General features: G+C 60.2%; 19 protein-coding genes. 7 read left to right on the top strand and 12 right to left on the bottom strand.

Annotated features, from left to right (window positions below; genetic code table 11):
• Positions 1-4 precede the first annotated feature (4 nt).
• Complete coding sequence (locus HBO23_RS11580; protein WP_017139303.1) at positions 5-2,071, bottom strand: carbon starvation CstA family protein; 2,067 nt, start codon at positions 2,069-2,071, stop codon at positions 5-7.
• A gap of 173 nt (positions 2,072-2,244) precedes the next feature.
• Here HBO23_RS11580 and HBO23_RS11575 point away from each other — a divergent pair, with 173 nt between their 5' ends.
• Positions 2,245-2,613 (top strand): PilZ domain-containing protein, encoded by a 369-nt coding sequence (locus tag HBO23_RS11575; protein WP_170038109.1) that lies wholly within the window; start codon positions 2,245-2,247, stop codon positions 2,611-2,613.
• Between the two features lie 126 nt (positions 2,614-2,739).
• Here the strand turns inward: HBO23_RS11575 and radA are convergent, their stop codons facing one another.
• From radA to HBO23_RS11560, 3 genes are read right to left on the bottom strand one after another with little or no spacing between them, the layout of a single operon-like run.
• On the bottom strand, positions 2,740-4,107 hold the full coding sequence (radA, locus tag HBO23_RS11570; protein ID WP_138451911.1) for a DNA repair protein RadA: 1,368 nt from the start codon (positions 4,105-4,107) through the stop codon (positions 2,740-2,742).
• Positions 4,108-4,142: 35 nt separating this feature from the next.
• On the bottom strand, positions 4,143-4,682 hold the full coding sequence (locus HBO23_RS11565; protein ID WP_170038107.1) for an ankyrin repeat domain-containing protein: 540 nt from the start codon (positions 4,680-4,682) through the stop codon (positions 4,143-4,145).
• Between the two features lie 56 nt (positions 4,683-4,738).
• On the bottom strand, positions 4,739-6,280 hold the full coding sequence (locus HBO23_RS11560; protein ID WP_017139310.1) for a catalase: 1,542 nt from the start codon (positions 6,278-6,280) through the stop codon (positions 4,739-4,741).
• A 287-nt stretch (positions 6,281-6,567) separates the two neighbouring features.
• Here HBO23_RS11560 and mscL point away from each other — a divergent pair, with 287 nt between their 5' ends.
• Positions 6,568-6,984, top strand: coding sequence for a large-conductance mechanosensitive channel protein MscL (gene mscL, locus HBO23_RS11555; RefSeq protein ID WP_017139311.1), 417 nt, complete (start codon positions 6,568-6,570; stop codon positions 6,982-6,984).
• Positions 6,985-7,029: 45 nt separating this feature from the next.
• Here mscL and HBO23_RS11550 read toward each other — a convergent pair whose 3' ends face one another.
• Positions 7,030-7,806, bottom strand: coding sequence for a ferredoxin--NADP reductase (locus HBO23_RS11550; protein WP_170038105.1), 777 nt, complete (start codon positions 7,804-7,806; stop codon positions 7,030-7,032).
• 432 nt (positions 7,807-8,238) lie between these two features.
• Here HBO23_RS11550 and HBO23_RS11545 point away from each other — a divergent pair, with 432 nt between their 5' ends.
• Both HBO23_RS11545 and HBO23_RS11540 read left to right on the top strand, forming a co-directional pair.
• Positions 8,239-8,949 carry a LuxR family transcriptional regulator gene (locus HBO23_RS11545; RefSeq protein ID WP_170038102.1) on the top strand — a complete coding sequence of 237 codons (711 nt, stop codon included), beginning with the start codon at positions 8,239-8,241 and terminating at the stop codon, positions 8,947-8,949.
• Positions 8,950-9,115: 166 nt separating this feature from the next.
• The gene (locus tag HBO23_RS11540) at positions 9,116-10,240 is read left to right on the top strand and encodes a methyltransferase (RefSeq protein ID WP_170038100.1); all 1,125 of its coding nucleotides are present in this window, start codon (positions 9,116-9,118) and stop codon (positions 10,238-10,240) included.
• Between the two features lie 55 nt (positions 10,241-10,295).
• Here the strand turns inward: HBO23_RS11540 and HBO23_RS11535 are convergent, their stop codons facing one another.
• From HBO23_RS11535 to HBO23_RS11525, 3 genes are read right to left on the bottom strand one after another with little or no spacing between them, the layout of a single operon-like run.
• On the bottom strand, positions 10,296-10,463 hold the full coding sequence (locus tag HBO23_RS11535; RefSeq protein ID WP_010206690.1) for a DUF2474 domain-containing protein: 168 nt from the start codon (positions 10,461-10,463) through the stop codon (positions 10,296-10,298).
• A gap of 12 nt (positions 10,464-10,475) precedes the next feature.
• Positions 10,476-11,483 (bottom strand): cytochrome d ubiquinol oxidase subunit II, encoded by a 1,008-nt coding sequence (gene cydB, locus HBO23_RS11530; RefSeq protein ID WP_138453261.1) that lies wholly within the window; start codon positions 11,481-11,483, stop codon positions 10,476-10,478.
• A 1-nt stretch (position 11,484) separates the two neighbouring features.
• The gene (locus HBO23_RS11525) at positions 11,485-12,924 is read right to left on the bottom strand and encodes a cytochrome ubiquinol oxidase subunit I (RefSeq protein ID WP_017139317.1); all 1,440 of its coding nucleotides are present in this window, start codon (positions 12,922-12,924) and stop codon (positions 11,485-11,487) included.
• Between the two features lie 317 nt (positions 12,925-13,241).
• On the opposite strand from HBO23_RS11525, the gene HBO23_RS11520 reads away from it, so the two are divergent.
• A complete protein-coding gene (locus HBO23_RS11520; protein WP_170038098.1) occupies positions 13,242-14,480 on the top strand; it encodes an MFS transporter in 1,239 nt (412 codons plus the stop codon).
• Between the two features lie 138 nt (positions 14,481-14,618).
• Here the strand turns inward: HBO23_RS11520 and HBO23_RS11515 are convergent, their stop codons facing one another.
• The 4 genes from HBO23_RS11515 to HBO23_RS11500 all read right to left on the bottom strand — a co-directional run bounded on the left by HBO23_RS11515 (position 14,619) and on the right by HBO23_RS11500 (position 18,834).
• Positions 14,619-16,802, bottom strand: a complete 2,184-nt coding sequence (locus HBO23_RS11515) for a xanthine dehydrogenase family protein molybdopterin-binding subunit (RefSeq protein ID WP_170038096.1) — start codon at positions 16,800-16,802, stop codon at positions 14,619-14,621.
• Positions 16,799-17,788, bottom strand: coding sequence for a xanthine dehydrogenase family protein subunit M (locus HBO23_RS11510; RefSeq protein WP_170038094.1), 990 nt, complete (start codon positions 17,786-17,788; stop codon positions 16,799-16,801). Before HBO23_RS11510 ends, HBO23_RS11515 begins: the two co-directional genes overlap by 4 nt.
• Positions 17,785-18,294, bottom strand: a complete 510-nt coding sequence (locus HBO23_RS11505; protein ID WP_017139321.1) for a 2Fe-2S iron-sulfur cluster-binding protein — start codon at positions 18,292-18,294, stop codon at positions 17,785-17,787. Before HBO23_RS11505 ends, HBO23_RS11510 begins: the two co-directional genes overlap by 4 nt.
• Before the next feature lie 96 nt (positions 18,295-18,390).
• Positions 18,391-18,834 (bottom strand): DUF4879 domain-containing protein, encoded by a 444-nt coding sequence (locus tag HBO23_RS11500; RefSeq protein ID WP_017139322.1) that lies wholly within the window; start codon positions 18,832-18,834, stop codon positions 18,391-18,393.
• Positions 18,835-19,043: 209 nt separating this feature from the next.
• On the opposite strand from HBO23_RS11500, the gene HBO23_RS11495 reads away from it, so the two are divergent.
• Both HBO23_RS11495 and trmA read left to right on the top strand, forming a co-directional pair.
• Positions 19,044-20,339, top strand: coding sequence for an NCS2 family permease (locus HBO23_RS11495; protein WP_017139323.1), 1,296 nt, complete (start codon positions 19,044-19,046; stop codon positions 20,337-20,339).
• On the top strand, positions 20,336-21,415 hold the full coding sequence (gene trmA / locus HBO23_RS11490) for a tRNA (uridine(54)-C5)-methyltransferase TrmA (protein ID WP_017139324.1): 1,080 nt from the start codon (positions 20,336-20,338) through the stop codon (positions 21,413-21,415). The genes HBO23_RS11495 and trmA overlap by 4 nt, the downstream gene beginning before the upstream one ends.
• Positions 21,416-21,483: the final 68 nt, after the last annotated feature.

The raw sequence follows: 21,483 nt of genomic DNA, 5'->3' as shown, positions 1-21,483 counted from the left end.
TCGTTTACGCGTCCGGTACAGCCTGGAACGGGGCTTCTTTATCCGTGCGCTCTTTGTTGCCCCAGGCGGCGACGCCGACCTTGAGCGCATAGAACAGGATGCTGAAGACCACGAACAGGAACAGCGCCGTCAGCGTTGCGTTGGTGTAAGCGTTCCAGATCACGTGCTGCATCTGGTCGATGTTCTTGGCCGGTGCGAGGATCTGGCCGTTGGCCAGGGCATCGCTGTACTTCTTGGCCAGCGACAGGAAGCCAATCGCCGGGTTAGCGTCGAACAGCTTGATGAAGCCTGCGGTGGTGGTGCAGATCAGCAGCCAGACTGCCGGCAGCATGGTCACCCAAATGTAGCGCTGGCGCTTCATTTTGATCAGCACAACGGTGGCGAGCATCAGCGCGATACCGGCGAGCATCTGGTTGGAGATACCGAACAGCGGCCACAAGGTATTGATGCCGCCCAGCGGGTCGATCACGCCTTGGTACAGCAGGTAACCCCACATCGCCACGCAACCTGCCGTAGCAATCAAGTTAGCGGTCCAGGACTCGGTACGCTTGAGCGACGGTACGAAGGAGCCGAGCAAATCCTGGAGCATGAAGCGCCCCGCACGGGTGCCGGCGTCGACTGCGGTCAGGATGAACAATGCTTCGAACAGGATCGCAAAGTGGTACCAGAACGCCATGGTGTTTTCACCCGGCAGCACACTGTGCAGGATCTGCGCGATACCGACCGCCAGGGTCGGCGCACCGCCGGCACGCGCCAGGATGGTGGTTTCGCCGATGTCATGGGCCACGGCCGTCAAGGCTTCCGGGGTAATTGCAAAGCCCCAGCTGCTGACGGTTTGCGCCACAGTCACCACATCACCACCGACCACCGCAGCCGGGCTGTTCATGGCGAAATACACGCCGGGCTCGATCACCGAGGCGGCAACCATGGCCATGATGGCCACGAACGACTCCATCAGCATCGCGCCGTAACCGATGTAGCGCGAGTTGACTTCGTTATCCAGCAGCTTGGGCGTGGTGCCCGAGGAAATCAGCGCGTGGAAACCCGAGACCGCGCCACAGGCAATGGTAATGAACAGGAACGGGAACAGGCCGCCCTTCCAAACCGGACCGGTGCCATCGATGAATTGGGTGAGGGCCGGCATTTTCAGCTCTGGCATGGTGACCAGAATGCCGATCGCCAGAGCGATGATGGTGCCGATTTTGAGGAAGGTGGAGAGGTAGTCACGCGGTGCCAAAATCAGCCACACCGGCAATACCGCCGCCACGAAACCGTAGCCGATCAGCATCCAGGTGATCTGGATACCGGTGAACGAGAAAGCCTTGGCCCACACCGGGTCAGCGGCAATCTGCCCGCCCAGCCAGATCGAACCCAGCAGCAACAGCACGCCGATGACCGAAATTTCGCCAATGCGGCCCGGACGGATGTAGCGCATGTACACGCCCATGAACATCGCGATCGGGATGGTCGCCATCACCGTGAAGATGCCCCACGGGCTCTCGGCCAGGGCCTTGACCACGATCAGCGCCAGCACCGCGAGGATGATGATCATGATCAGGAAGCAGCCGAACAGCGCGATGGTCCCCGGAATGCGGCCCATCTCTTCGCGAACCATGTCCCCCAGGGAACGCCCATTGCGACGAGTGGACAGGAACAGCACCATGAAGTCCTGCACCGCACCGGCCAGCACCACACCGGCAATCAGCCAAAGCGTGCCGGGCAGGTAGCCCATTTGCGCCGCCAATACTGGGCCGACCAGCGGACCTGCGCCGGCAATCGCCGCAAAGTGGTGCCCAAAGAGGATGTGTTTGTTGGTCGGCACATAGTCCAGGCCGTCATTGTTGAGCACTGCGGGGGTGGCCCGCCGTGGATCGAGCTGCATCACATTGTTAGCGATGAACAGACTGTAGTAACGGTACGCAACCAGGTAGATGGCGACAGCAGCAACCACAATCCACAAGGCGTTGATCGCCTCGCCGCGGCGCAAGGCCACTACGCCCAGGGCGCACGCTCCTACGATTGCCAGCACCAGCCAGGGTAGGTGGCGTAGCAGGCTATTATTATTTTTCATTTTTATATTCCAGCCAGGGTGGACAGAAAGACAGCCAGCCCGAGTTTAGCGCTGTTGGCCTTAAAGGCCACCCCCCTACGTTGGTCTAGAGCCTTGCAACCGTAAAAAAAGCAGAAATAAAGGCCCGATGATGGCGCAGGGCTACAATCCCCTTATCTCCAGAGGGTTTGACCATGAGCGAGCAACCGTCAGATCGGCGCCGTTTTCGGCGTATTGCCTTTGATGCCCGAACGACCATTGCGCAAAACAGCTGGAATTCGCCGGTGCAATTGGTGGACCTGTCGCTCAAAGGTTTGTTGGTGCAGCGCCCTGATGACTGGCAGGGCAATCGCGCTCAGCCGTTTGATGTGGATATCCGTCTGGATCCGCAGGCGCATATAAAGATGCAGGTAAGGCTGGCCCACGATGATCATGGGCAGTTGGGGTTTGTGTGTGAGCACATAGACCTGGAGTCGATCAGCCATTTGCGGCGGTTGATTGAGCTGAACCTCGGGGATGAGGAAGAGCTGCACCGTGAGTTAGCGGCGCTGCTGGAAATCTAACAGCCAACACTGACGAAATGTGGGAGCTGGCTTGCCTGCGATAGATTCACCTCGGTCTTCCTGAAAGACCGCGGTGCCTGCATCGCAGGCAAGCCAGCTCCCACATTGGTTTTGCAGTGGTACTGATTACTCGAACAAGGCATCCAGCGCCTGTTCAAGGCGCGTGACGCCAATGACCTTCAACCCTGCCGGCATTTCCTTCGGCGCATTGCCCTTGGGCACGATCGCGCGTTTGAAACCGTGCTTGGCCGCTTCTTTCAGGCGCTCCTGGCCACTCGGCACCGGGCGTACCTCGCCCGACAGGCCGACTTCGCCGAATACCAGCAAGTCATGGGGCAGCGGGCGATTGCGCAGGCTCGACATCACCGCCGCCATCAACGCCAGGTCGGAAGCGGTTTCCAGCACCTTGACCCCGCCGACCACGTTGAGGAACACGTCCTGGTCGTGGGTAGGAATGCCGCCGTGACGGTGCAGCACCGCCAGCAGCATCGCCAATCGGTTCTGATCCAGACCGAGCGTGACACGCCGTGGGTTGGCCAAGTGGCTGTCATCCACCAGTGCCTGAACTTCCACCAGCATCGGGCGGGTGCCTTCCCACGTCGCCATCACCACACTGCCGGGGACTTCTTCCTGGGCGCGGGTCAGAAAAATCGCCGAAGGGTTGGAGACTTCTTTCAACCCCCGGTCGGTCATGGCGAACACGCCCAATTCGTTGACCGCGCCGAAACGGTTCTTCACCGCCCGCAGCAAACGCAAACGGCCATCGGATTCGCCTTCGAAATACAGCACGGTGTCGACCATATGCTCAAGCACTCGCGGCCCGGCCAAGGCGCCCTCTTTGGTCACGTGGCCCACCAGAAAAATCGCCGTACCGCTCTGCTTGGCATACCGCACCAGCAGCGCCGCACTTTCGCGCACCTGGGACACGCCGCCGGGTGCCGATTGCAGCTGCTCGGTGAAAATCGTCTGGATCGAGTCGATCACCATGACCTTGGGTTTTTCGATACGGGCCGTGGCGATGATGCTTTCGATGCAGGTTTCGGTCATGACCCGCAGTTGATCCTGGGGCAAGCCCAGGCGACGGGCGCGCATGGCCACTTGCTGCTGGGACTCCTCACCCGTGACGTACAGCGCCGGCATGCGGCTGGCAATGCTGCACAGGGTTTGCAGCAGGATGGTCGATTTGCCGATGCCGGGGTCGCCGCCGATCAGCACCACCGAACCGTCCACCAGCCCGCCGCCGAGCACGCGGTCCAGCTCGCCGGACGCCGTGGAGAAACGTGGGATTTCCTCGACGCTGACTTCAGCCAACGTCTTGATCTGCGCCTGTTGCCCGGTCCAGCCGGCGCGGCCGGTGGGGGCTGCGGCGCCGCCGCTTTCGATCATGGTTTCCGTCAGGGTGTTCCATGCACCGCACTCGGTGCACTGGCCGGCCCACTTGGGAAAGGTCGCGCCGCACTCGGTGCAGCCGTACATGCGCTTGGCCTTTGCCATTTGAGAACCTCCAACCGAAAAACCGCGATGATAGCTCAGCGCGGCGCCGGGGTCCGGATTTCACCACTGGCCAAACGTGAAGCGCTGTTGCCGATCGGGTCTTCGGCGTTTAGGTTGGCGCCTTTGGCCTTTAACTCATCCAGCAATTCAACGCGCTTGAACAGCCCGGCGTACATGGCGGCGGTCTGCCCGGCGCCGTTGCGCTGGTCGGGGTTGCAGTCGGTGGCGAGCAGTCGCTGGGCGATTTTCAGCTCGCCTTTGAAGATCGCGCCCATTAATGCGGTGTTACCGCGCTTGTCCTGCACACAGGCGTCGGCGCCGGCGTTGAGCAGGCGTTCCACGAATGGAGCCTGGCCGTGGTAGGCGGCAAGGATCAGCGCGGTGTAACCCTTGTCGTCCTGGGTGTTGAGGCTGTAGCCGGATTCTATGAAGGTGTTGAGCATCTCGATATCGCCACGACGGGCAGCATCGAAATAGTAGTCCTGCAACTGAGCCTTGAGCGCGACCGGGTCGGGTGACTCGGCATGGGCGACAAAGGCCAGCATGGCCATCAGTAAACCGATAGAAATTCGCATGAGTTTTCTCCAGCTCGGGGTCGACGCCTATCAGCGGGCGCCGACCGTAACCAACGTCAGTCAGTCAGTTTTTCTGCCAGCGCCTTGACGCGCGCCAGGTCGCCTTTGGCAACCTTGGTCACGCCAGTGCCGTACTCAGGGTCAGCCTTATAGAGGAACGACAGGATGATGTGCTTGCTCTCGTCATCGGTGGTGGCCAGGGAGCCGCCGAAGTTTTCGATCAAGTCCTGACGCTCTTTCTGGCTATAGGAGCGGTACAAGTCACCGGCCTGCTTGAAGTTCTGCTCGCGCTGGATCTTCGCCTGCTGGGTGCTGCCCGACAGCGCCGACTGGCTGTAACGCGCGGCTTGTGGTTCGTCACGTGGCAGCAGGCGGCTTGGTTGGTAGTTCACGCCCGTGGTGGTCTTGCCGGCGTTCATTGCGCCATCCTGGTTACCGTTGTTGACGGTGACACGCGGTGCGTTGATCGGCAGTTGCAGGGCGTTCGGCCCCAGGCGGTACATCTGCGTGTCGGCGTAGGAGAACACTCGACCTTGCAGCAGGCGGTCTTCCGACGGCTCGATGCCCGGCACCAGGTTGGCCGGGGCCATGGCCACTTGCTCGGTTTCCTGGAAGACGTTGGCCGGGTTGCGGTTCAGCACCATTTGCCCGACTTTGCGTTCCGGTACATTCGGCCAGATCTTGGTGGCGTCCAGCGGGTCGAAATCAAACTTGGCCAAATCCTCAGGTTTCAGCACTTGCACGTAAAGGTCCCACTTGGGGAAATCGCCCTTGTTGATGTGAGTGACCAAGTCGTTAGTCATATGGCTGTAGTCACGCCCCTGCACGTCGGTAACTTGCTTGGGGTCAAGGTTCTTGATGCCCTGCAGGCTCTTCCAGTGGAACTTGACGTAATGCACTTCGCCCTTGGCGTTGATCAACTTGTAGGCATGTACGCCGTTGCCGTCCATTTCGCGATAACTGGCTGGCGTGCCGGAGTCGGAATACAACTCGGTGAGCGTGCGGGTGGACTCTGGAACATGGGAGAAGAAGTCAAAACGACGCGAGTCGTCGTCAAGGTTAGTACGCGGGTCCGGTTTGAACGCATGGACCATGTCCGGGAACTTGATGGCGTCGCGGATAAAGAACGTCGGGAAGTTATTGCCCACCAGGTCCCAGTTACCTTCGCTGGTGTAGAACTTGGTGGCGAAACCGCGTGGGTCACGCAGGGTTTCCGGGGAATGGTTGCCGTGCACCACGGCAGAGAAACGCACGAATACAGGGGTGGCTTCACCGGCTGCGAAGACTTTGGCTTTGGTCAGGTCGCTGAGGTTATCGGTGACGGTAAAGGTGCCATGGGCGCCGGTGCCACGGGCGTGAACCACGCGCTCCGGGATGCGTTCACGGTCAAAGCGCTGCAGTTTTTGAATGAGCTGCACGTCTTGCAGCAGCACCGGGCCATTGGCCCCGGCGGTTTGTGAATTCTGATTGTCCCCCACGGCGGCGCCGTTATCGCGGGTCAGGTTGGCGGCTTGTACGGAAAGGGACAGCAGACTGGCAGTGACCAATCCCAGCGCATATCGCGCGGAAACAGGCCTGCGGCTCATTGACGTGTTCATCGGGGTTTCCTCTGGCTTTTTTAGTGCACATTCAGTTGTGCTTGCCAGAGGCTAGTGACCTGCGAGTCAGAAGATAAATAGAAAAACACCACCGGGCTGATTAAGAAAAAAGTGTGGCAAGCCCCTGAAGTAGCGCGTATTTCGCGCGCGATTGGTGGCACTTTGCAAACTATTTGCGATTTAATGGGTCGATAAAAATTGACAGTGTTAACGGTTGTGTCGAGCAAGCGGGCTACGACTGACTTACACTGACCTCCACCCTCCTCAACTGTAACAAGGAATAACCTATGGGCGTGATCAGTGAGTTCAAGGCCTTCGCGGTCAAAGGTAATGTGGTCGATATGGCCGTCGGTATCATCATCGGCGCCGCCTTCGGTAAAATCGTTTCCTCGTTTGTAGGCGACGTGGTGATGCCACCTATTGGTCTGTTGATCGGTGGTGTGGACTTCGCTGACCTGGCGATAACCCTCAAGGCCGCGCAGGGTGATGTGCCCGCTGTGGTCCTGGCCTATGGCAAGTTCATCCAGAGCATCATCGACTTCGTGATCGTCGCCTTCGCCATCTTTATGGGCGTGAAAGCCATCAACCGCCTGAAGCGCGAAGAAGCTGTGGCCCCAAGCCTGCCGCCGACGCCGACCAAGGAAGAGCTGCTGCTGGGTGAGATTCGTGATCTGCTCAAAGCACAAAACGACAAACCGCTTTAACCCGCGTTTGCCTGGAAAAGGCGCCTGTTTCAGGCGCCTTTTTTATTACCAGTAATTTTCCACCGCCACTTGCCCTGGGCGCCGGCTCAGGCTCAGTTGCAGGTCGCGCTGCTTGAGCAATTGGCGCGTGTCATCGACCATCTGCGGGTTGCCGCAGATCAGCACGCGGGAGTGCTCCGGGGTCAGTTCTACACCGGCAGTGCGCTCCAACTCGCCATTCTCGATCAGCGTGGTGATGCGCCCGTTCAGTGCCCCAGGGTGCTGCTCACGGGTGACGATGGGAATGTAGGTGAGTTTATGCGCGTACTCGGCCAGGTACTCACGCTCGCCGAGCGTGTTAATCAGCGACTGATACGCCAGCTCCTTGGCCTCTCGGGCGCTGTACACCAGTACGATGCGCTCGAATTTTTCCCAGACCTCGAAGTCCTGCAGGATCGACAGAAACGGTGCCACCCCCGTGCCGGTGCCCAGCAGCCACAGATCACGCCCGTCCACAAAACGATTCAAGGTCAGATAGCCTGTGGCCTGACGCTCAACCATCAAGGTATCGCCCACCTGCAGACGGCTTAATTCACTGGTGAACTCGCCCCCCGGAACGACGATAGAGAAGAAGTCCAAGTGTTCATCAAATGGCGAGGACACAATGGAATAGGCGCGCCACACCGTGCTGCCGTCCGCCTTGGTCACGCCCAAGCGCACAAACTGGCCGGCGGTAAACCGAAAGCCCGAGTCACGGCTGGTGCGCAGGGTAAACAGGCTGGGCGTCAGCGATTGCACTTCGAGCAGGGTCTGGCGGGTAAATTTCTCAGCGCTGGCCGTCATGGGGGGCTCCGTTGAACAGGTGCCCTAGTGTCTCTCAAAGTCGCGCAGGGAAACACCAGTGGTTTGTACTGGCATTGCCAGTGCGAGCAACAGCTATGCTGTTACAGCGCAAGCGCTCGGATCGGAGCTATCCAGTCCCAACTAATTATTTAGCTATTTCTCCCCTTCTAACAGGCCATTAGATGTCGCAGTGCAACTAAACAAATGCCAATTTAATATCACCACCAACCCATTGAACTTATAGGAATAACCCGAACATAAAGCACTATATGTACAAACGATCACTCATTGTATAAGTAATAAACAAACAAAATACGGGCATTCAGTAAAATTTTTTCACATTACGATGTGTAGGCTTTGTCCTACACTGATTTCCGTACCTCGCTGGGATCCAGGACGTGCCCAGGCAACAACACCCATGGAGAGTTACAAATGGTCAACTGGCGCAATACACGACTCCCCAAACTGGAAGGTGAGAACAAGATCACCACTATTTATGAGATGGTCGTCAATCACACCTATGAGCTAGGATTCGAATACTGCTCATTTACGATGAGTTCGCAACAACAAGCTACCCAAACCAAACCGATTCACTTTAATAACTACCCCAATGAATGGAATACCGTTTACAAACAAGCGCATTTTTTTGACATCGATCCGGTAGTCGCCCACTGCAAACGTAGCGTGCTGCCTATCGTGTGGGATGAAAAAACCTTCAGCGCCGCACCCCACCTCTGGTCGTTGGCCCAGTCGTTTGGTGTGCATTTTGGATGGACCCAAGCCGTGCACGATTTCCAGGGCGTGTTCAGCATGCTGACCCTGGGCAGAAGCAACGGCGAAGTCAGCCCACAGGAGCTTTACGAGAAAGCCGGCCAGGTGCTCTGGCTTTGTCATGTGATGCATGCTGCGGTGGCACAAAATTATGCCGAAAAGCCGAGCGTCACAGCGCCTTGCAAATTGACCCCACGAGAAACGGAAATCCTCAGGTGGTCGGCCCTGGGCAAGACGGCTTCGGACATTGCCACGATCCTGTGCCTGTCGGAGCGCACCGTGGGCTTTCATATCAGCAGTTGCTTGAGAAAACTGGGGGTCAATAACAAGATTGCCGCCGTACTGTGTGCTTCCAAAGCAGGGTTGTTTTAACCGCTGAAGAAACACCGCATGTAATCCCATCGAAAAAAAAGTAACATTTACGGCCAATTCTGAGTGTTGATACGGCGCATTGATGCCGCTTCGTTGTTCACTCAGATGGTTGCGCCGGTTGCCCATGCCCGCTGCCGCCCCATCGATGACCCAGAGCTTCCCCGCCATGCCCCTGCTTGACAGCCCCTTCGCCCAGCTCGACCTGATTCGCCAGCCTGAGCAACACAATGACCCGTTGCAGGCCTTTGATGCTGCCGATGAGTACCTGCTCAGCTACCTGGCCGAGCAGCAGCCCGGCGCTGCTACCCGTGTGCTGGTACTCAACGACAGCTTCGGCGCCTTGGCGGCCAGCCTCGAAGGCCGGGTGCACGTGACGTCCAGCGGTGACTCGTTTCTGGCAGCCCAGGGTCTGGAGAAAAACCTGGTGCGCAATGGCAAAGCTTTTGATGCCGTAGCATTCGTCCCCGCCAGCCAGGTCCCGACCGGGCCGTTCGACCGCGTGCTGATCCGCGTGCCAAAGACCCTGGCCCTTTTGGAGGAGCAGTTGATCCGCCTGCAAGGGCAACTGGCGCCAGGCGCCCAGGTGATTGCCGGCGCGATGGTCAAGCACCTGCCACGGGCGGCGGGCGAGTTGCTGGAGCGCTATATCGGCCCGATGCACGCGTCCCTTGCCCTGAAAAAAGCCCGTTTGCTGATCGCCACGGTGGACGCCCGCCCGGCCACCGTCTCGCCCTACCCTACCCGCTACACCCTGGACGCACCGGCCATCGAGCTGTTGAACCACGCCAACGTGTTCTGCCGCGAAGGCCTGGACATCGGCACCCGTGCCTTCCTCCCGCACCTGCCAAACAATCTCGGCAGCGCCCGCGTGGCGGACCTGGGCTGCGGAAACGGCGTGTTGGCGATCGCCAGTGCCCTGCAAAACCCCGACGCGCAGTACACCCTGGTGGATGAGTCCTACATGGCCGTGCAGTCGGCGGCCGAAAACTGGCAGGCTGCCTTCGGTACGCGCGATGTAAGCGTACGCGCCGCCGATGGCCTCGCCGGCCAGGAAGCCCAGTCACTGGACGTGGTGCTGTGCAACCCGCCGTTCCACCAGCAACAGGTGGTCGGCGACTTCCTGGCCTGGCGCATGTTCCAGCAGGCGCGCGAAGCCCTGGTAGTGGGCGGTGCCCTTTATATCGTCGGCAACCGCCACCTGGGTTATCACAGCAAATTGGCGCGTTTGTTCCGTGGCGTTGAACAAGTAGCCGCCACGCCGAAGTTCGTCATTCTCAAAGCCCGCAAATAAAAAAGCCCTCGTAGCGAGGGCTGGAAAACCGGGCCGCAAAGCCCGGATCGGGATATCAGTGAGTGGTCAGGCCGGCGGCATTCATGAACATGCGCATCAGGCTGGCCACGACGAACAGGGCCAGCACGCTGCCGGTCCAGATCATCGCCAGCCACCCCAGGCGCCGCCATAACGGCTGTTTCTCGGCCTGTTCAATCTCGTGTAACGAAGGTTTGCCGGACATACAACGACCCTCCTAGTGGTAGCCGTCTTCGTGGGTGACCTTGCCGCGGAACACGTAGTAGCTCCAGAAGGTGTAGCCCAGGATAAACGGGATGATGAACAACGTGCCCACCAGCATGAAGCCCTGGCTCTGCGGTGGAGCAGCGGCGTCCCAGATCGACACGGAAGGCGGAATGATGTTCGGCCACAGGCTGATGCCCAAGCCGCTGTAGCCGAGAAAGATCAGCACCAGCGTCAGCAGGAACGGCGTGTAGTGGGCATTACGCGCCACGGCGCGGATCAACCCGTACATGGTCACCAGCACCAGAATCGGCACCGGCAGGAACCAGAACAGGTTCGGCAGGGTGAACCAGCGTGAAGCGATTTCCGGATGCGCCAGCGGCGTCCACACACTGACGATACCGATCACTGCCAGCACCACAAACGCCAATGGCCGCGCCAGGTTGTGCATCTGCTCCTGCAACTTGCCTTCGGTTTTCATGATCAGCCAGGTGCAGCCGAGCAAGGCATAGGCGACCACCAATGCAACGCCACAGAACAGGGTGAATGGCGTAAGCCAATCCAGCGAGCCGCCGGCAAACTGGCGATTCACCACCGGAATGCCATCGATAAACGCCCCCAGTGCCACCCCCTGGAAGAACGTCGCGGCGATGGAGCCACCGATAAACGCCTTGTCCCAGAGGTGACGCTTGTCGTCCTTGGCCTTGAAGCGGAACTCGAAGGCCACGCCCCGGAAGATCAGCCCGATCAGCATCAGGATCAGTGGCAGGTACAACGCCGACAACACCACCGAATAGGCCAGCGGGAACGCGCCGAACAGCGCCGCGCCGCCGAGTACCAGCCAGGTTTCGTTGCCGTCCCATACCGGCGCGACGGTGTTCATCATCACATCGCGGTCGACTTTGCCGGGGATAAACGGAAAGAGGATGCCGATGCCCAGGTCGAAACCGTCCATCACCACGTACATCATGATGCCGAAGATGATGATCACGGCCCAGATCAGCGGAAGATCAATACCCATCTCAATTCCCCTTGTGCTGGATGTGGGTGTGGTCGTCGTCGCTGCCATCATCGGCGGCGGACAACGGACGGGCCGGTGTACGTTTCTGGCCAGGGCCACCATGGGTTGGCTCGCTGCCCTCGTGGGTCTGCGGGCCTTTGCGCACCAGGCGCATCATGTAGCCCAACCCGGCGCCGAACAGCGCGAAGTACACCACCACAAACAGCACCAGCGTAATGGTCATCTGCGCCAGGCTATGCCCGGAGGAAGCATCCGCCGTGCGCATCAACCCGTAGACCACCCACGGCTGGCGGCCGATTTCGGTGGTGAACCAACCGGCAAGAATCGCGATCAGGCCGGACGGGCCCATCCACAACGCCAAGTACAGGAACGGCTTGGACGTGTACATCTTGTCCCCTCGGCGCAGCCACAGGCTGAACAGACCGGTGAAGATCATCAGGAAGCCCAGGCCGACCATGACCCGGAACGACCAGAACACAATGGTCGAATTGGGGCGATCCTCAGGCGGGAACTCCTTGAGCGCCGGCACCTGCTTGTCCAGGGAGTGGGTCAGGATCAGGCTGCCGAGGTACGGAATTTCGACCGCGTATTTGGTTTTCTCGGCCTTCATGTCGGGCCAGCCGAACAGGATCAGCGGCGTCGGCTCATTGCCGATATTTTCCCAGTGGCCTTCAATCGCGGCAATTTTCGCCGGTTGGTGCTTCAAGGTGTTGAGGCCATGGAAGTCACCGATCACCGCCTGGATAGGCGCCACGATCAGGGCCATCCACATCGCCATCGACAGCATGGTGCGGATCGCCGGGTTGTCCTTGCCGCGCAACAAGTGCCAGGCCGCCGAAGAGCCGACGAAGAACGCCGTGGCCACAAAGGCTGCCGTGGCCATGTGCATCAGGCGATAGGGGAACGAGGGGTTGAAGATCACCGCCAGCCAGTCGGTAGGAATCACCCGGCCATCGATAATTTCAAAGCCTTGCGGCGTCTGCATCCAGCTGTTGGAAGCCAGAATCCAGAAGGTCGAAATCAGCGTACCGACGGCCACCATCACCGTGGCAAAGAAGTGCAGCTTGCGCCCCACCTTGTTCCAGCCGAACAGCATCACCCCGAGGAAACCCGCCTCCAGGAAGAAGGCCGTGAGCACTTCGTAGGTAAGTAGCGGTCCGGTAACGGCGCCGGCAAAGTCCGAGAAACGGCTCCAGTTGGTACCGAACTGGTAAGCCATGACCAAGCCCGAAACCACCCCCATGCCGAAGTTGACGGCAAAGATCTTCGACCAGAAATGGTAGAGGTCACGGTAGGTGTCGTTGTGAGTCTTGAGCCACAAGCCTTCCAGCACCGCAAGATAACTGGCCAGGCCGATGGTGATCGCCGGGAACAGGATGTGAAACGAGATGGTGAACGCGAATTGAATTCGGGCGAGATCTAGCGCCTCCAAACCGAACATAAGTCTTCCTCTGTCAGGTAATACCGGCTGCTGGCGGGAGCCTGCACCCACTGCCCCCACGGATATGGAGTGTGGCGAATTTCAATTCGTTTCTTTTTTTACCCATCACGTAGGGATCCTGGCCTTGCGGCCGCCAGATCAATCCCGGGGCCGGTTTTGATCTGGATCAAGCATTGCTCAAAGAGTAGTCCCATTTTCGGACGAAAGCCGTGTGGTTCATTGACGCGTGACAGGTTGTCTCAGCTCAGTTCTTGCAACTATTTGTTACAGCTTGATGCTAATCTGCCTGCACCCTCTGCTCCAGACCTGACTTCCCGATGCCCAGTGAACCCGCATTGCTGTTGCGCCACCACCGCCCTTTCATCGCGTTCTGGCTGGCCCGGATCTTTACCGCCAGCGGTTTCCAGATGCTTACCGTGGCCATCGGCTGGAACCTCTATCAACTGACTGGCAATGTGCTGGACCTGGGCCTGGTAGGCCTGGTGGAGTTCATTCCGCGCGTTCTGTTCATGTTGCACACAGGCCACGTGGCCGATCGCTATGAGCGGCGCAAAGTCGCCGCCATCTGCCAGACCGTGCAGGCATTGATTGCCTTGTCCCTGGCCATCGGCGGCCTGACCGGCAATGTGACCCGCGAGATGATCTTTATCCTCGCGTTCCTGCTCGGCGCCGCACGCTCGTTTGAGATGCCCACCACCCAGGCGCTGCTGCCGAGCATCGTGCCGAGCGCGCTGTTCCCGCGTGCCGTGGCCTCGTCGCAATCGGCGCAGCAACTGGCCACCATCGTCGCGCCAGCGTTGGGCGGCTTGCTCTATGCGTTTGGCAGCGTGTGGGTGTATGGCCCAACCGTGGTGCTGTACCTGATCGCCTGCGGGCTGACCCTCAACCTGCCCGCGCGCCAGACACCGATCAATAAAGCCAAGGCCACGATGGATTCGCTGCTGGCCGGGATCCGCTTTATTCGCAGCCGCCCGGACATTCTCGGCGCCATTTCGCTGGACCTGTTTGCCGTACTGCTGGGCGGCGCCACAGCGTTGCTGCCGGTGTTCGCCAAGGACATCCTGCTGACCGGCGCCTGGGGCCTGGGTCTGTTGCGTTCGGCGCCGGCGGTGGGCGCATTGTTGATGTCGCTGTGGCTGGCGAGGTTCTCGGTAGACCGGCATGTCGGGCGCGTGATGTTTACCGCCGTCGGTGTGTTTGGCGTGGCAACCATTGCGTTCGGCCTGTCGACGTCGTTCTGGTTCTCCCTGGCGGTACTGGTGGTGCTGGGCGCGGCGGACATGATCAGCATGGTGATCCGCGCTTCGTTCGTGCAGCTGGAGACTCCGGATGAAATGCGCGGGCGGGTCAGTGCGGTCAACGGCCTGTTTATTGGCGCATCCAATCAACTGGGCGAATTTGAATCGGGGATTACCGCCCACTGGTTCGGCACCGTGCCCGCCGTGGTCATGGGCGGGATTGGTACGCTGTTGGTGACGGGGGTGTGGATAAAGCTGTTTCCGACCCTGGCCAACCGCGATCGGATGCATGTGCCGGTGGAGGAAGCCAAGCTATAAGCCGGTTGAAAAACAGGCAATGTGGGAGCTGGCTTGCCTGCGATGGCGGTGTCTCAGCCAACATATGATTGGCTGACAGATAGCTATCGCAGGCAAGCCAGCTCCCACATTTTGATCTTCTGTGGTTCGAAGACCGGGTTACAGCACCTTATCCAGCGTGACAGGAAACTCCCGCACCCGCTTGCCAGTGGCATGGTAGATCGCATTCGCCACCGCCGCCGCCACCCCGACAATACCGATTTCGCCCACACCCTTGGAGCCCAGGGCGTTGACGATTTCGTCGTGTTCGTCGACAAAAATCACCTCTATGTCGCCGATATCGGCATTCACCGGGATGTGGTACTCGGCCAGGCTGTGGTTCATGTAGCGACCCAGTTGATGGTCGACCTGGGTTTCTTCATGCAGTGCCATGCCGATGCCCCAGACCACGCCGCCGAGGATCTGGCTGCGGGCCATCTTCGGGTTGACCACCCGCCCGGCGGCGATGGCGCTGACCACTCGACGCACCTTGATCGTGCCCAGGTCTTCATCGACCTGAACTTCGACAAACACCGCCGAATGGGTCGCCGTCGAATAGCCTTCGCGCTTTTTGTCCGGTTGGCTGTCAACCTGAACGGCCAACACCTCTTCGCCACTGTCCTTGACCAGTTGTGCCAAGGACACACTCACATCACCGGTGTGCAACTGGCCGTCTTCAAAGCGCACCGATTCAGCCTCTTTGAACACCGGGTAAGTCTGCCGGGCAACCGCCAACAGCTTGGCGTTCAGCGCCTCGCAGGCCTGCTGCACGGCAGTGCCAACGGACGACACGGTAAACGAGCCGCCCTGTAACGGCGCCGTGGGTAACGACGAGTCACCCAGCAGAAAACGCACATCGGCCATCGCCACACCGCTGGTTTGCGCGGCAATCTGCGTCATTACCGTATACGTGCCCGTGCCGATATCGGTGGTGGCGCTGCTGACGGTCAATTGGCCTTGGGCATCCAACTGCGCCTTGGCGCTGGCCTTCATCTGCAGGGCCTCCCATACACCACCGGCCATACCCCAACCGATCAACTGGTTGCCATCACGCATGCTGCGCGGCTCGGGGTTGCGCTGGCTCCAGCCGAAGCGCTCGGCACCTTCGCGGTAACACTCGCGCAGGGCTTTGCTCGACCAGGGTTTGTCTTCGTTCTGGTTGCGCTCGGCGTAGTTGATCAGGCGCAGTTGCACAGGGTCCATCCCCAGGGCGCAGGCCAGTTCATCCATCGCACATTCCAGGCCGATCACGCCCAGCGCGGCGCCCGGCGCGCGCATGTCCATCGGCGTGGACACGTCCAGGGGAACCAGTTTGTAGGTCAATTGCACGTTGTCGCAGTGGTAGAGCATGCCGCTCCACTCCACCACATGTTCGCTGAAATCCTCGAAACGCGAGGTCTGGCCAATCGCTGTGTGGCCCAACGCCAACAGGCGGCCATTGGCAGCAGCGCCCAGTTGCAAACGCTGCAGGGTGCGCGGGCGGTAGCCGAACGTGAACATCTGTTGCCGGGTCAGGGTGACGCGCACCGAACGCTTGAGCGCCAGCGCTGCCATCACCGACAGAGGCAGTTGATACTGCGGGCGCAGGCCCGAGCCAAAGGCACCGCCGACGAACGCAGCGAAGATCCTTACCTGGCTTTTATCCAGGCCGAAGACTTTTTGCACATACGCCTGGCAGTTCTGCGGGCCTTGGGTCTTGTCGTGGATATGCAGGGTGCCGTCCGGCTGATACAGCACGGTGCTGGCGTGGGGTTCCATCGGGTTGTGGTGCTCGATGGGCGTGCTGTAGTGCATATCCAGGCTGACAGCGGCAGCAGCCCACTCGGCCTGGAAGTTACCGCGTGGCTTGGGCGGCGTTTGCGGCGATGGGTGCGCCTGTTCCTGCAGGGCCGCGAGGTCAGTGGCAAAAGCCTCGCTCGCGTATTCGATCTCGACCAGCGAGGCAGCGTGTCGCGCCAGCTCAAGGTTGTCGGCGATCACCAGGGCCAGGGGTTGGCCGTTATAAAGCACGCGGTCGTTATACAGCGGGCGAAACGGCGAGCCGTCGGCTGCATCGGCATCGGCGAAAGCCTCATCGTAGCTGGCGAGTTTGGGCCGGTTCAGATGATCAAGCACCCAGACCACGCCCGGCAGCGCCAGGGCTTTGGACGCGTCGATCCGGATTACCCGGCCCTTGGCAATCGTGCTTGAGACGACACTGCCATGCAGCAGGTCGTTGCCTGGAAACTCACCGGCATAACGCGCCTGGCCGGTGACCTTGAGCAGACCGTCAACGCGGTCCAGGGGTTTACCGACGGCGGTCATGGGCGTTCTCCTGCGACAGCGGCGTCGCTCAGGGCACGGATGATTGCGCGGCGTGCCAGCTTGATTTTGAAACTGTTGTGTTCCAAGGGTTCGGCGTCTTGCAGCAAGGCGTCAGCGGCCTGGCTGAAGGTCTCGCGGCTGACCGCTTGCCCGATCAGCGCGGCTTCCACCGCGCGATCGCGCCAAGGTTTGTGGGCCACACCGCCAAGGGCCAGGCGCGCATCGACGATGGTGTCGCCCGCAAGCTCCAGCGCGGCGGCAACGGAGACCAGCGCGAAGGCGTAGGACGCACGGTCACGAATCTTCAGGTAGTGGCTATGGCTGGCGAGATGATCAGGCGGCAGTTCGATGGCGGTGATCAGCTCATCGTCGGCCAGCAGGTTGTCGCGCTCAGGCGTATCGCCGGGCAATCGATGAAAGTCGGCAAACTCGATCACCCGTGCGCCGCCACGCCCTTCTACATGCACCCGCGCCTGCAGCGCTGCGAGGGCGACGCACATATCCGAGGGATGGGTAGCCACACAATGTTCGCTGGCACCGAGGATCGCATGAATGCGGTTCAACCCGGTGCGCGCCGGGCAGCCGCTGCCAGGTTCACGCTTGTTGCATGGCACGCTGGCATCGTAGAAATAGTAGCAACGGGTACGTTGCAACAAGTTACCGCCGGTACTGGCCATATTGCGCAGTTGCGGCGAGGCGCCCGCCAGAATGGCCTGGGACAGCAATGGGTAGCGTGTCTCGATCAGCGGGTGCCAGGCCAGGTCGGCATTGCTGACCAACGCGCCGATCATCACCCCGCCGTCGGCAGTCGCTTCTACGCCATGCAGCGCCAAGCCGGTGATGTCGATCAGGTGTTCGGGGCGGCTGATGTTTTCTTTCATCAGGTCCAACAGGTTGGTGCCGCCGGCGATAAACCGCGACGTCGCGCTGCTCAGGTGCACGGCTTCCTGCACATCGGCCGGCTTGCTGTACTGGAAGGGGTTCATTGGTCACCTCCCAGCACAACGTCTTCAATGGCATCGCGAATATTGCTGTAGGCCCCGCAGCGGCACAGGTTGCCGCTCATCAGTTCCTGAATTTGCGCGGTGTTGTGGGCGCGGCCTTCATTGGCCAGGCCGACGGCGGAGCAAATCTGCCCCGGCGTGCAGTAGCCGCACTGGAACGCGTCACGCTGGATAAAAGCCTGCTGCATCGGGTGCAACTGGTCGCCGTCGGCCAGGCCTTCGATGGTGGTCACCTCGGCACCGTCGCACATCACCGCCAGGGTCAGGCAGGCGTTGATGCGTTTGCCATCGCGCAACACCGTGCAGGCGCCGCACTGGCCGTGGTCGCAGCCTTTTTTGCTACCCACCAGATCCAGCTGTTCGCGCAGCAGGTCCAGCAAGGTGGTCCAGGGCAACACCTGCAGCTGGCGGTCTTGGCCATTCAGGGTCAGGCGTATCGGGTGGCTGACGAACGGTTTGGTCGTCGCGCCATTGGGGGTCGCGCTCATAAACACCTCACGGGTTGGTGCACTTCCGCGGCGTTCAGGAAAGTCGCCGTCTAAGGGCTACGACTTCCCGAGGTAGTGAGCGTTCAAGGGGATTGATCAGAGGATGTTGAACAAGAGCTTCAACGTGTTTTGCGGGCCATTGATCGAGATATTGCTGAATTCAAACCAGCCTTGGGCCTGGACATTCAAGTCAAACACATAGATGTAGCCCATCACAGTGCCTGCGCCGTTACAGACTTCGCTGATGTTGCCCACCTGACAGACCGGCGTGCGTTGCCCATTCAATTCGGCGCCATTGAAGCGCCCCATCGGGCTTTTGCCCAGGCCGACCTCCATCACCGAGACCTTGGTCGGCCCACGATGAGTACACATCTGGGTGGTCGTCACATCTGTGGGGATGGTTTCCGTGCAACGCGCCGACTCGACCTTGAACACCCGCACCTCGCTCAACGGCGGTGCAGCCGCGCCCCACACCGGTGCCACAAGCCCCAGGCCGATTGCGGCGAACAGAGCTAGACTGCTGGCGTTGGCTTTTTTCATGCTGAGAACGACCCTGTATTTAACGTCGGCGCAGTATGCCTCAAGGCCAGATTCGAGAATACGCAGCCTATCCGCCACATCGCGTCGGCTGCTGGTATCATGCGCCGCTTTTTCCGATCCTCTCTGAAACCACAGGCGCTTGGCGCAGTTTGTGCTTTGACTTAGAGGTCAACAAATAACGACGCAAAATAGCGTCACAGGGAGCCGGCATGCTGGAAAAGCTGTTTCAACTCAAAGCACACAACACCAACGTGCGCACCGAGATTCTCGCGGGTATCACGACCTTTCTGGCCATGGCCTACATTCTGTTCGTGAACCCGAGCATCCTCGGCGAGACCGGCATGGACAAGGGCGCGGTGTTTGTCGCCACCTGCCTGGCCGCCGCCATCGGTTCGACCGTGATGGGCCTGATCGCCAACTACCCGATCGCGCTGGCACCGGGCATGGGCCTCAACGCCTTCTTCACCTACACCGTGGTCCTGCACATGGGCCACACCTGGCAAGTCGCGTTGGGCGCGGTATTCATTTCGGCGGTGTTGTTCTTCCTGCTGTCGATCTTCCGCATCCGTGAGTGGATCATCAACAGCATCCCGCTGCCGCTGCGCTCGGCGATTGCCGCCGGTATCGGCCTGTTCCTGGCACTGATCGCCCTGCACAACGCCGGCATCGTGGTCAGCAACCCGGCCACCATGGTCGGCCTGGGCGACCTGAAACAACCGGCGCCGATCCTCGCTACCTTGGGTTTCGCGCTGATCGTGGCGCTGGAAGCCCTGGCGGTGCGCGGTGCGGTGCTGATCGGCATCCTGGCGGTGACCATCGTGTCTATCGCGATGGGGTTCACCCCGTTCGGCGGCGTAACCTCGATGCCACCGTCCCTGGCCCCGACCTTCCTGCAACTGGATATCAAAGGTGCGCTGGATATCGGCCTGGTCAGCGTGATCTTCGCCTTCCTGTTCGTTGACCTGTTCGACAACTCTGGCACCCTGATCGGCGTGGCCAAGCGCGCCGGCCTGATGGGCAAAGACGGCCACATGCCGAAAATGGGCCGTGCACTGATCGCCGACAGTACCGCCGCCATGGCCGGTTCGCTGCTGGGTACGTCGACCACCACCAGCTACATCGAGTCGGCTGCGGGTGTGAGTGCCGGTGGCCGTACCGGTTTGACCGCCATCGTGGTCGCCATCCTGTTCCTGCTGGCGCTGTTCTTCTCGCCACTGGCCGCCAGTGTTCCAGCGTTTGCCACCGCGCCGGCGCTGCTGTTCGTGGCCGTGCTGATGACCCAGGGCCTGGCCGAAATCGACTGGGATGACATTACCGTTGCAGCGCCCGTGGTGGTCACCGCCCTGGCGATGCCTTTCACTTACTCCATTGCCAACGGCATCGCCTTCGGTTTCATCGCCTGGACCGCCATCAAGCTGCTTTCGGGCCGCTACCGTGAGCTGAACCCGGCACTGGTGATCCTGTCGATTCTGTTTGTGATCAAGCTGGGCTGGTTCAACGCATGACTTTTGACGCCGCAAGCTACACCGTTCAACTGCAAGACAAGGTCACGCGTCTGCGTGACCTGTTGGCACCGTTCGACGCCCCCGAACCGCAGGTCTTCGATTCGCCGCTGCAGAACTTCCGCCTGCGCGCGGAGTTCCGCCTGTGGCGCGAGGGCGGTGAGCGCCACTACGCAATGTTCTCCCAGGACGACAAGCGCACGCCGATCCTGATCGAAGAGTTCCCCATCGCAAGCCAGCGCATCAACCAGCTGATGCCGCAACTCAAAGCCGCCTGGCAAGCCAGCGCGGCCCTCAGCCACAAGCTGTTCCAGGTGGAGTTCCTGACCACACTGGCCGGCGACGCGATGATTACCCTGTGCTATCACCGCCCGCTGGACGAACATTGGCACACGGCTGCGAACAAGCTGGCGGCGGACTTGAATGTCAGCATCATCGGCCGTTCCAAGGGCAAGCGCGATGTGATCGGCCACGACTACGTGGTGGAAAAACTCGACGTCGGCGGGCGCACCTTCAGCTACCGTCAACCCGAGGGCGCGTTCACCCAGCCCAACGGCACCGTGAACCAGAAGATGCTCAACTGGGCCTATGAAGCCCTGGGCGATCGCCCGGATGATTTACTGGAGTTGTACTGCGGCAACGGCAACTTCACCCTGCCACTGGCGACCCGCGTGCGTAAGGTACTGGCCACCGAAATCAGCAAGACCTCGGTGAATGCTGCCTTAAGCAACCTCGATGAAAATACAGTGGATAACGTCACGCTGGTGCGCCTGTCTGCCGAAGAGCTCACCGAGGCGCTCAACGAGGTTCGGCCGTTTCGCCGTCTGCACGGCATCGACCTGAAGAGCTACGAATTCGGTAGCGTCTTCGTCGACCCACCGCGCGCCGGCATGGACCCGGACACCTGCGAACTGACCCGTCGCTTCGACAACATCCTGTACATCTCCTGCAACCCGGAGACGTTGGCGGCGAACATTGCGCAACTGCATGACACGCACCGGATTACCCAGTGTGCAATGTTTGACCAGTTCCCATGGACGCACCATATGGAATCCGGGGTGTTATTGACCCGGCGGTAAACTGTGGGAGCTGGCTTGCCTGCGATGGCGGTAGGCCTGCCCTGCATCGGTCAACTGATACACCGCTA

It is taken from the genome of Pseudomonas sp. WS 5532, from assembly GCF_012985445.1.
GTDB classification, from domain to species: domain Bacteria; phylum Pseudomonadota; class Gammaproteobacteria; order Pseudomonadales; family Pseudomonadaceae; genus Aquipseudomonas; species Aquipseudomonas edaphica.
Note: the sequence above shows the minus strand (reverse complement) of the source record. Positions and strands in the feature narration are given on the sequence as shown.

Coding starts and splice junctions, on each gene's coding strand:
- HBO23_RS11580 (WP_017139303.1), bottom strand. CDS start 2,071: ATGAAAAATAATAATAGCCTGCTACGCCACCTACCCTGGCTGGTGCTG.
- HBO23_RS11575 (WP_170038109.1), top strand. CDS start 2,245: ATGAGCGAGCAACCGTCAGATCGGCGCCGTTTTCGGCGTATTGCCTTT.
- radA (WP_138451911.1), bottom strand. CDS start 4,107: ATGGCAAAGGCCAAGCGCATGTACGGCTGCACCGAGTGCGGCGCGACC.
- HBO23_RS11565 (WP_170038107.1), bottom strand. CDS start 4,682: ATGCGAATTTCTATCGGTTTACTGATGGCCATGCTGGCCTTTGTCGCC.
- HBO23_RS11560 (WP_017139310.1), bottom strand. CDS start 6,280: ATGAACACGTCAATGAGCCGCAGGCCTGTTTCCGCGCGATATGCGCTG.
- mscL (WP_017139311.1), top strand. CDS start 6,568: ATGGGCGTGATCAGTGAGTTCAAGGCCTTCGCGGTCAAAGGTAATGTG.
- HBO23_RS11550 (WP_170038105.1), bottom strand. CDS start 7,806: ATGACGGCCAGCGCTGAGAAATTTACCCGCCAGACCCTGCTCGAAGTG.
- HBO23_RS11545 (WP_170038102.1), top strand. CDS start 8,239: ATGGTCAACTGGCGCAATACACGACTCCCCAAACTGGAAGGTGAGAAC.
- HBO23_RS11540 (WP_170038100.1), top strand. CDS start 9,116: ATGCCCCTGCTTGACAGCCCCTTCGCCCAGCTCGACCTGATTCGCCAG.
- HBO23_RS11535 (WP_010206690.1), bottom strand. CDS start 10,463: ATGTCCGGCAAACCTTCGTTACACGAGATTGAACAGGCCGAGAAACAG.
- cydB (WP_138453261.1), bottom strand. CDS start 11,483: ATGGGTATTGATCTTCCGCTGATCTGGGCCGTGATCATCATCTTCGGC.
- HBO23_RS11525 (WP_017139317.1), bottom strand. CDS start 12,924: ATGTTCGGTTTGGAGGCGCTAGATCTCGCCCGAATTCAATTCGCGTTC.
- HBO23_RS11520 (WP_170038098.1), top strand. CDS start 13,242: ATGCCCAGTGAACCCGCATTGCTGTTGCGCCACCACCGCCCTTTCATC.
- HBO23_RS11515 (WP_170038096.1), bottom strand. CDS start 16,802: ATGACCGCCGTCGGTAAACCCCTGGACCGCGTTGACGGTCTGCTCAAG.
- HBO23_RS11510 (WP_170038094.1), bottom strand. CDS start 17,788: ATGAACCCCTTCCAGTACAGCAAGCCGGCCGATGTGCAGGAAGCCGTG.
- HBO23_RS11505 (WP_017139321.1), bottom strand. CDS start 18,294: ATGAGCGCGACCCCCAATGGCGCGACGACCAAACCGTTCGTCAGCCAC.
- HBO23_RS11500 (WP_017139322.1), bottom strand. CDS start 18,834: ATGAAAAAAGCCAACGCCAGCAGTCTAGCTCTGTTCGCCGCAATCGGC.
- HBO23_RS11495 (WP_017139323.1), top strand. CDS start 19,044: ATGCTGGAAAAGCTGTTTCAACTCAAAGCACACAACACCAACGTGCGC.
- trmA (WP_017139324.1), top strand. CDS start 20,336: ATGACTTTTGACGCCGCAAGCTACACCGTTCAACTGCAAGACAAGGTC.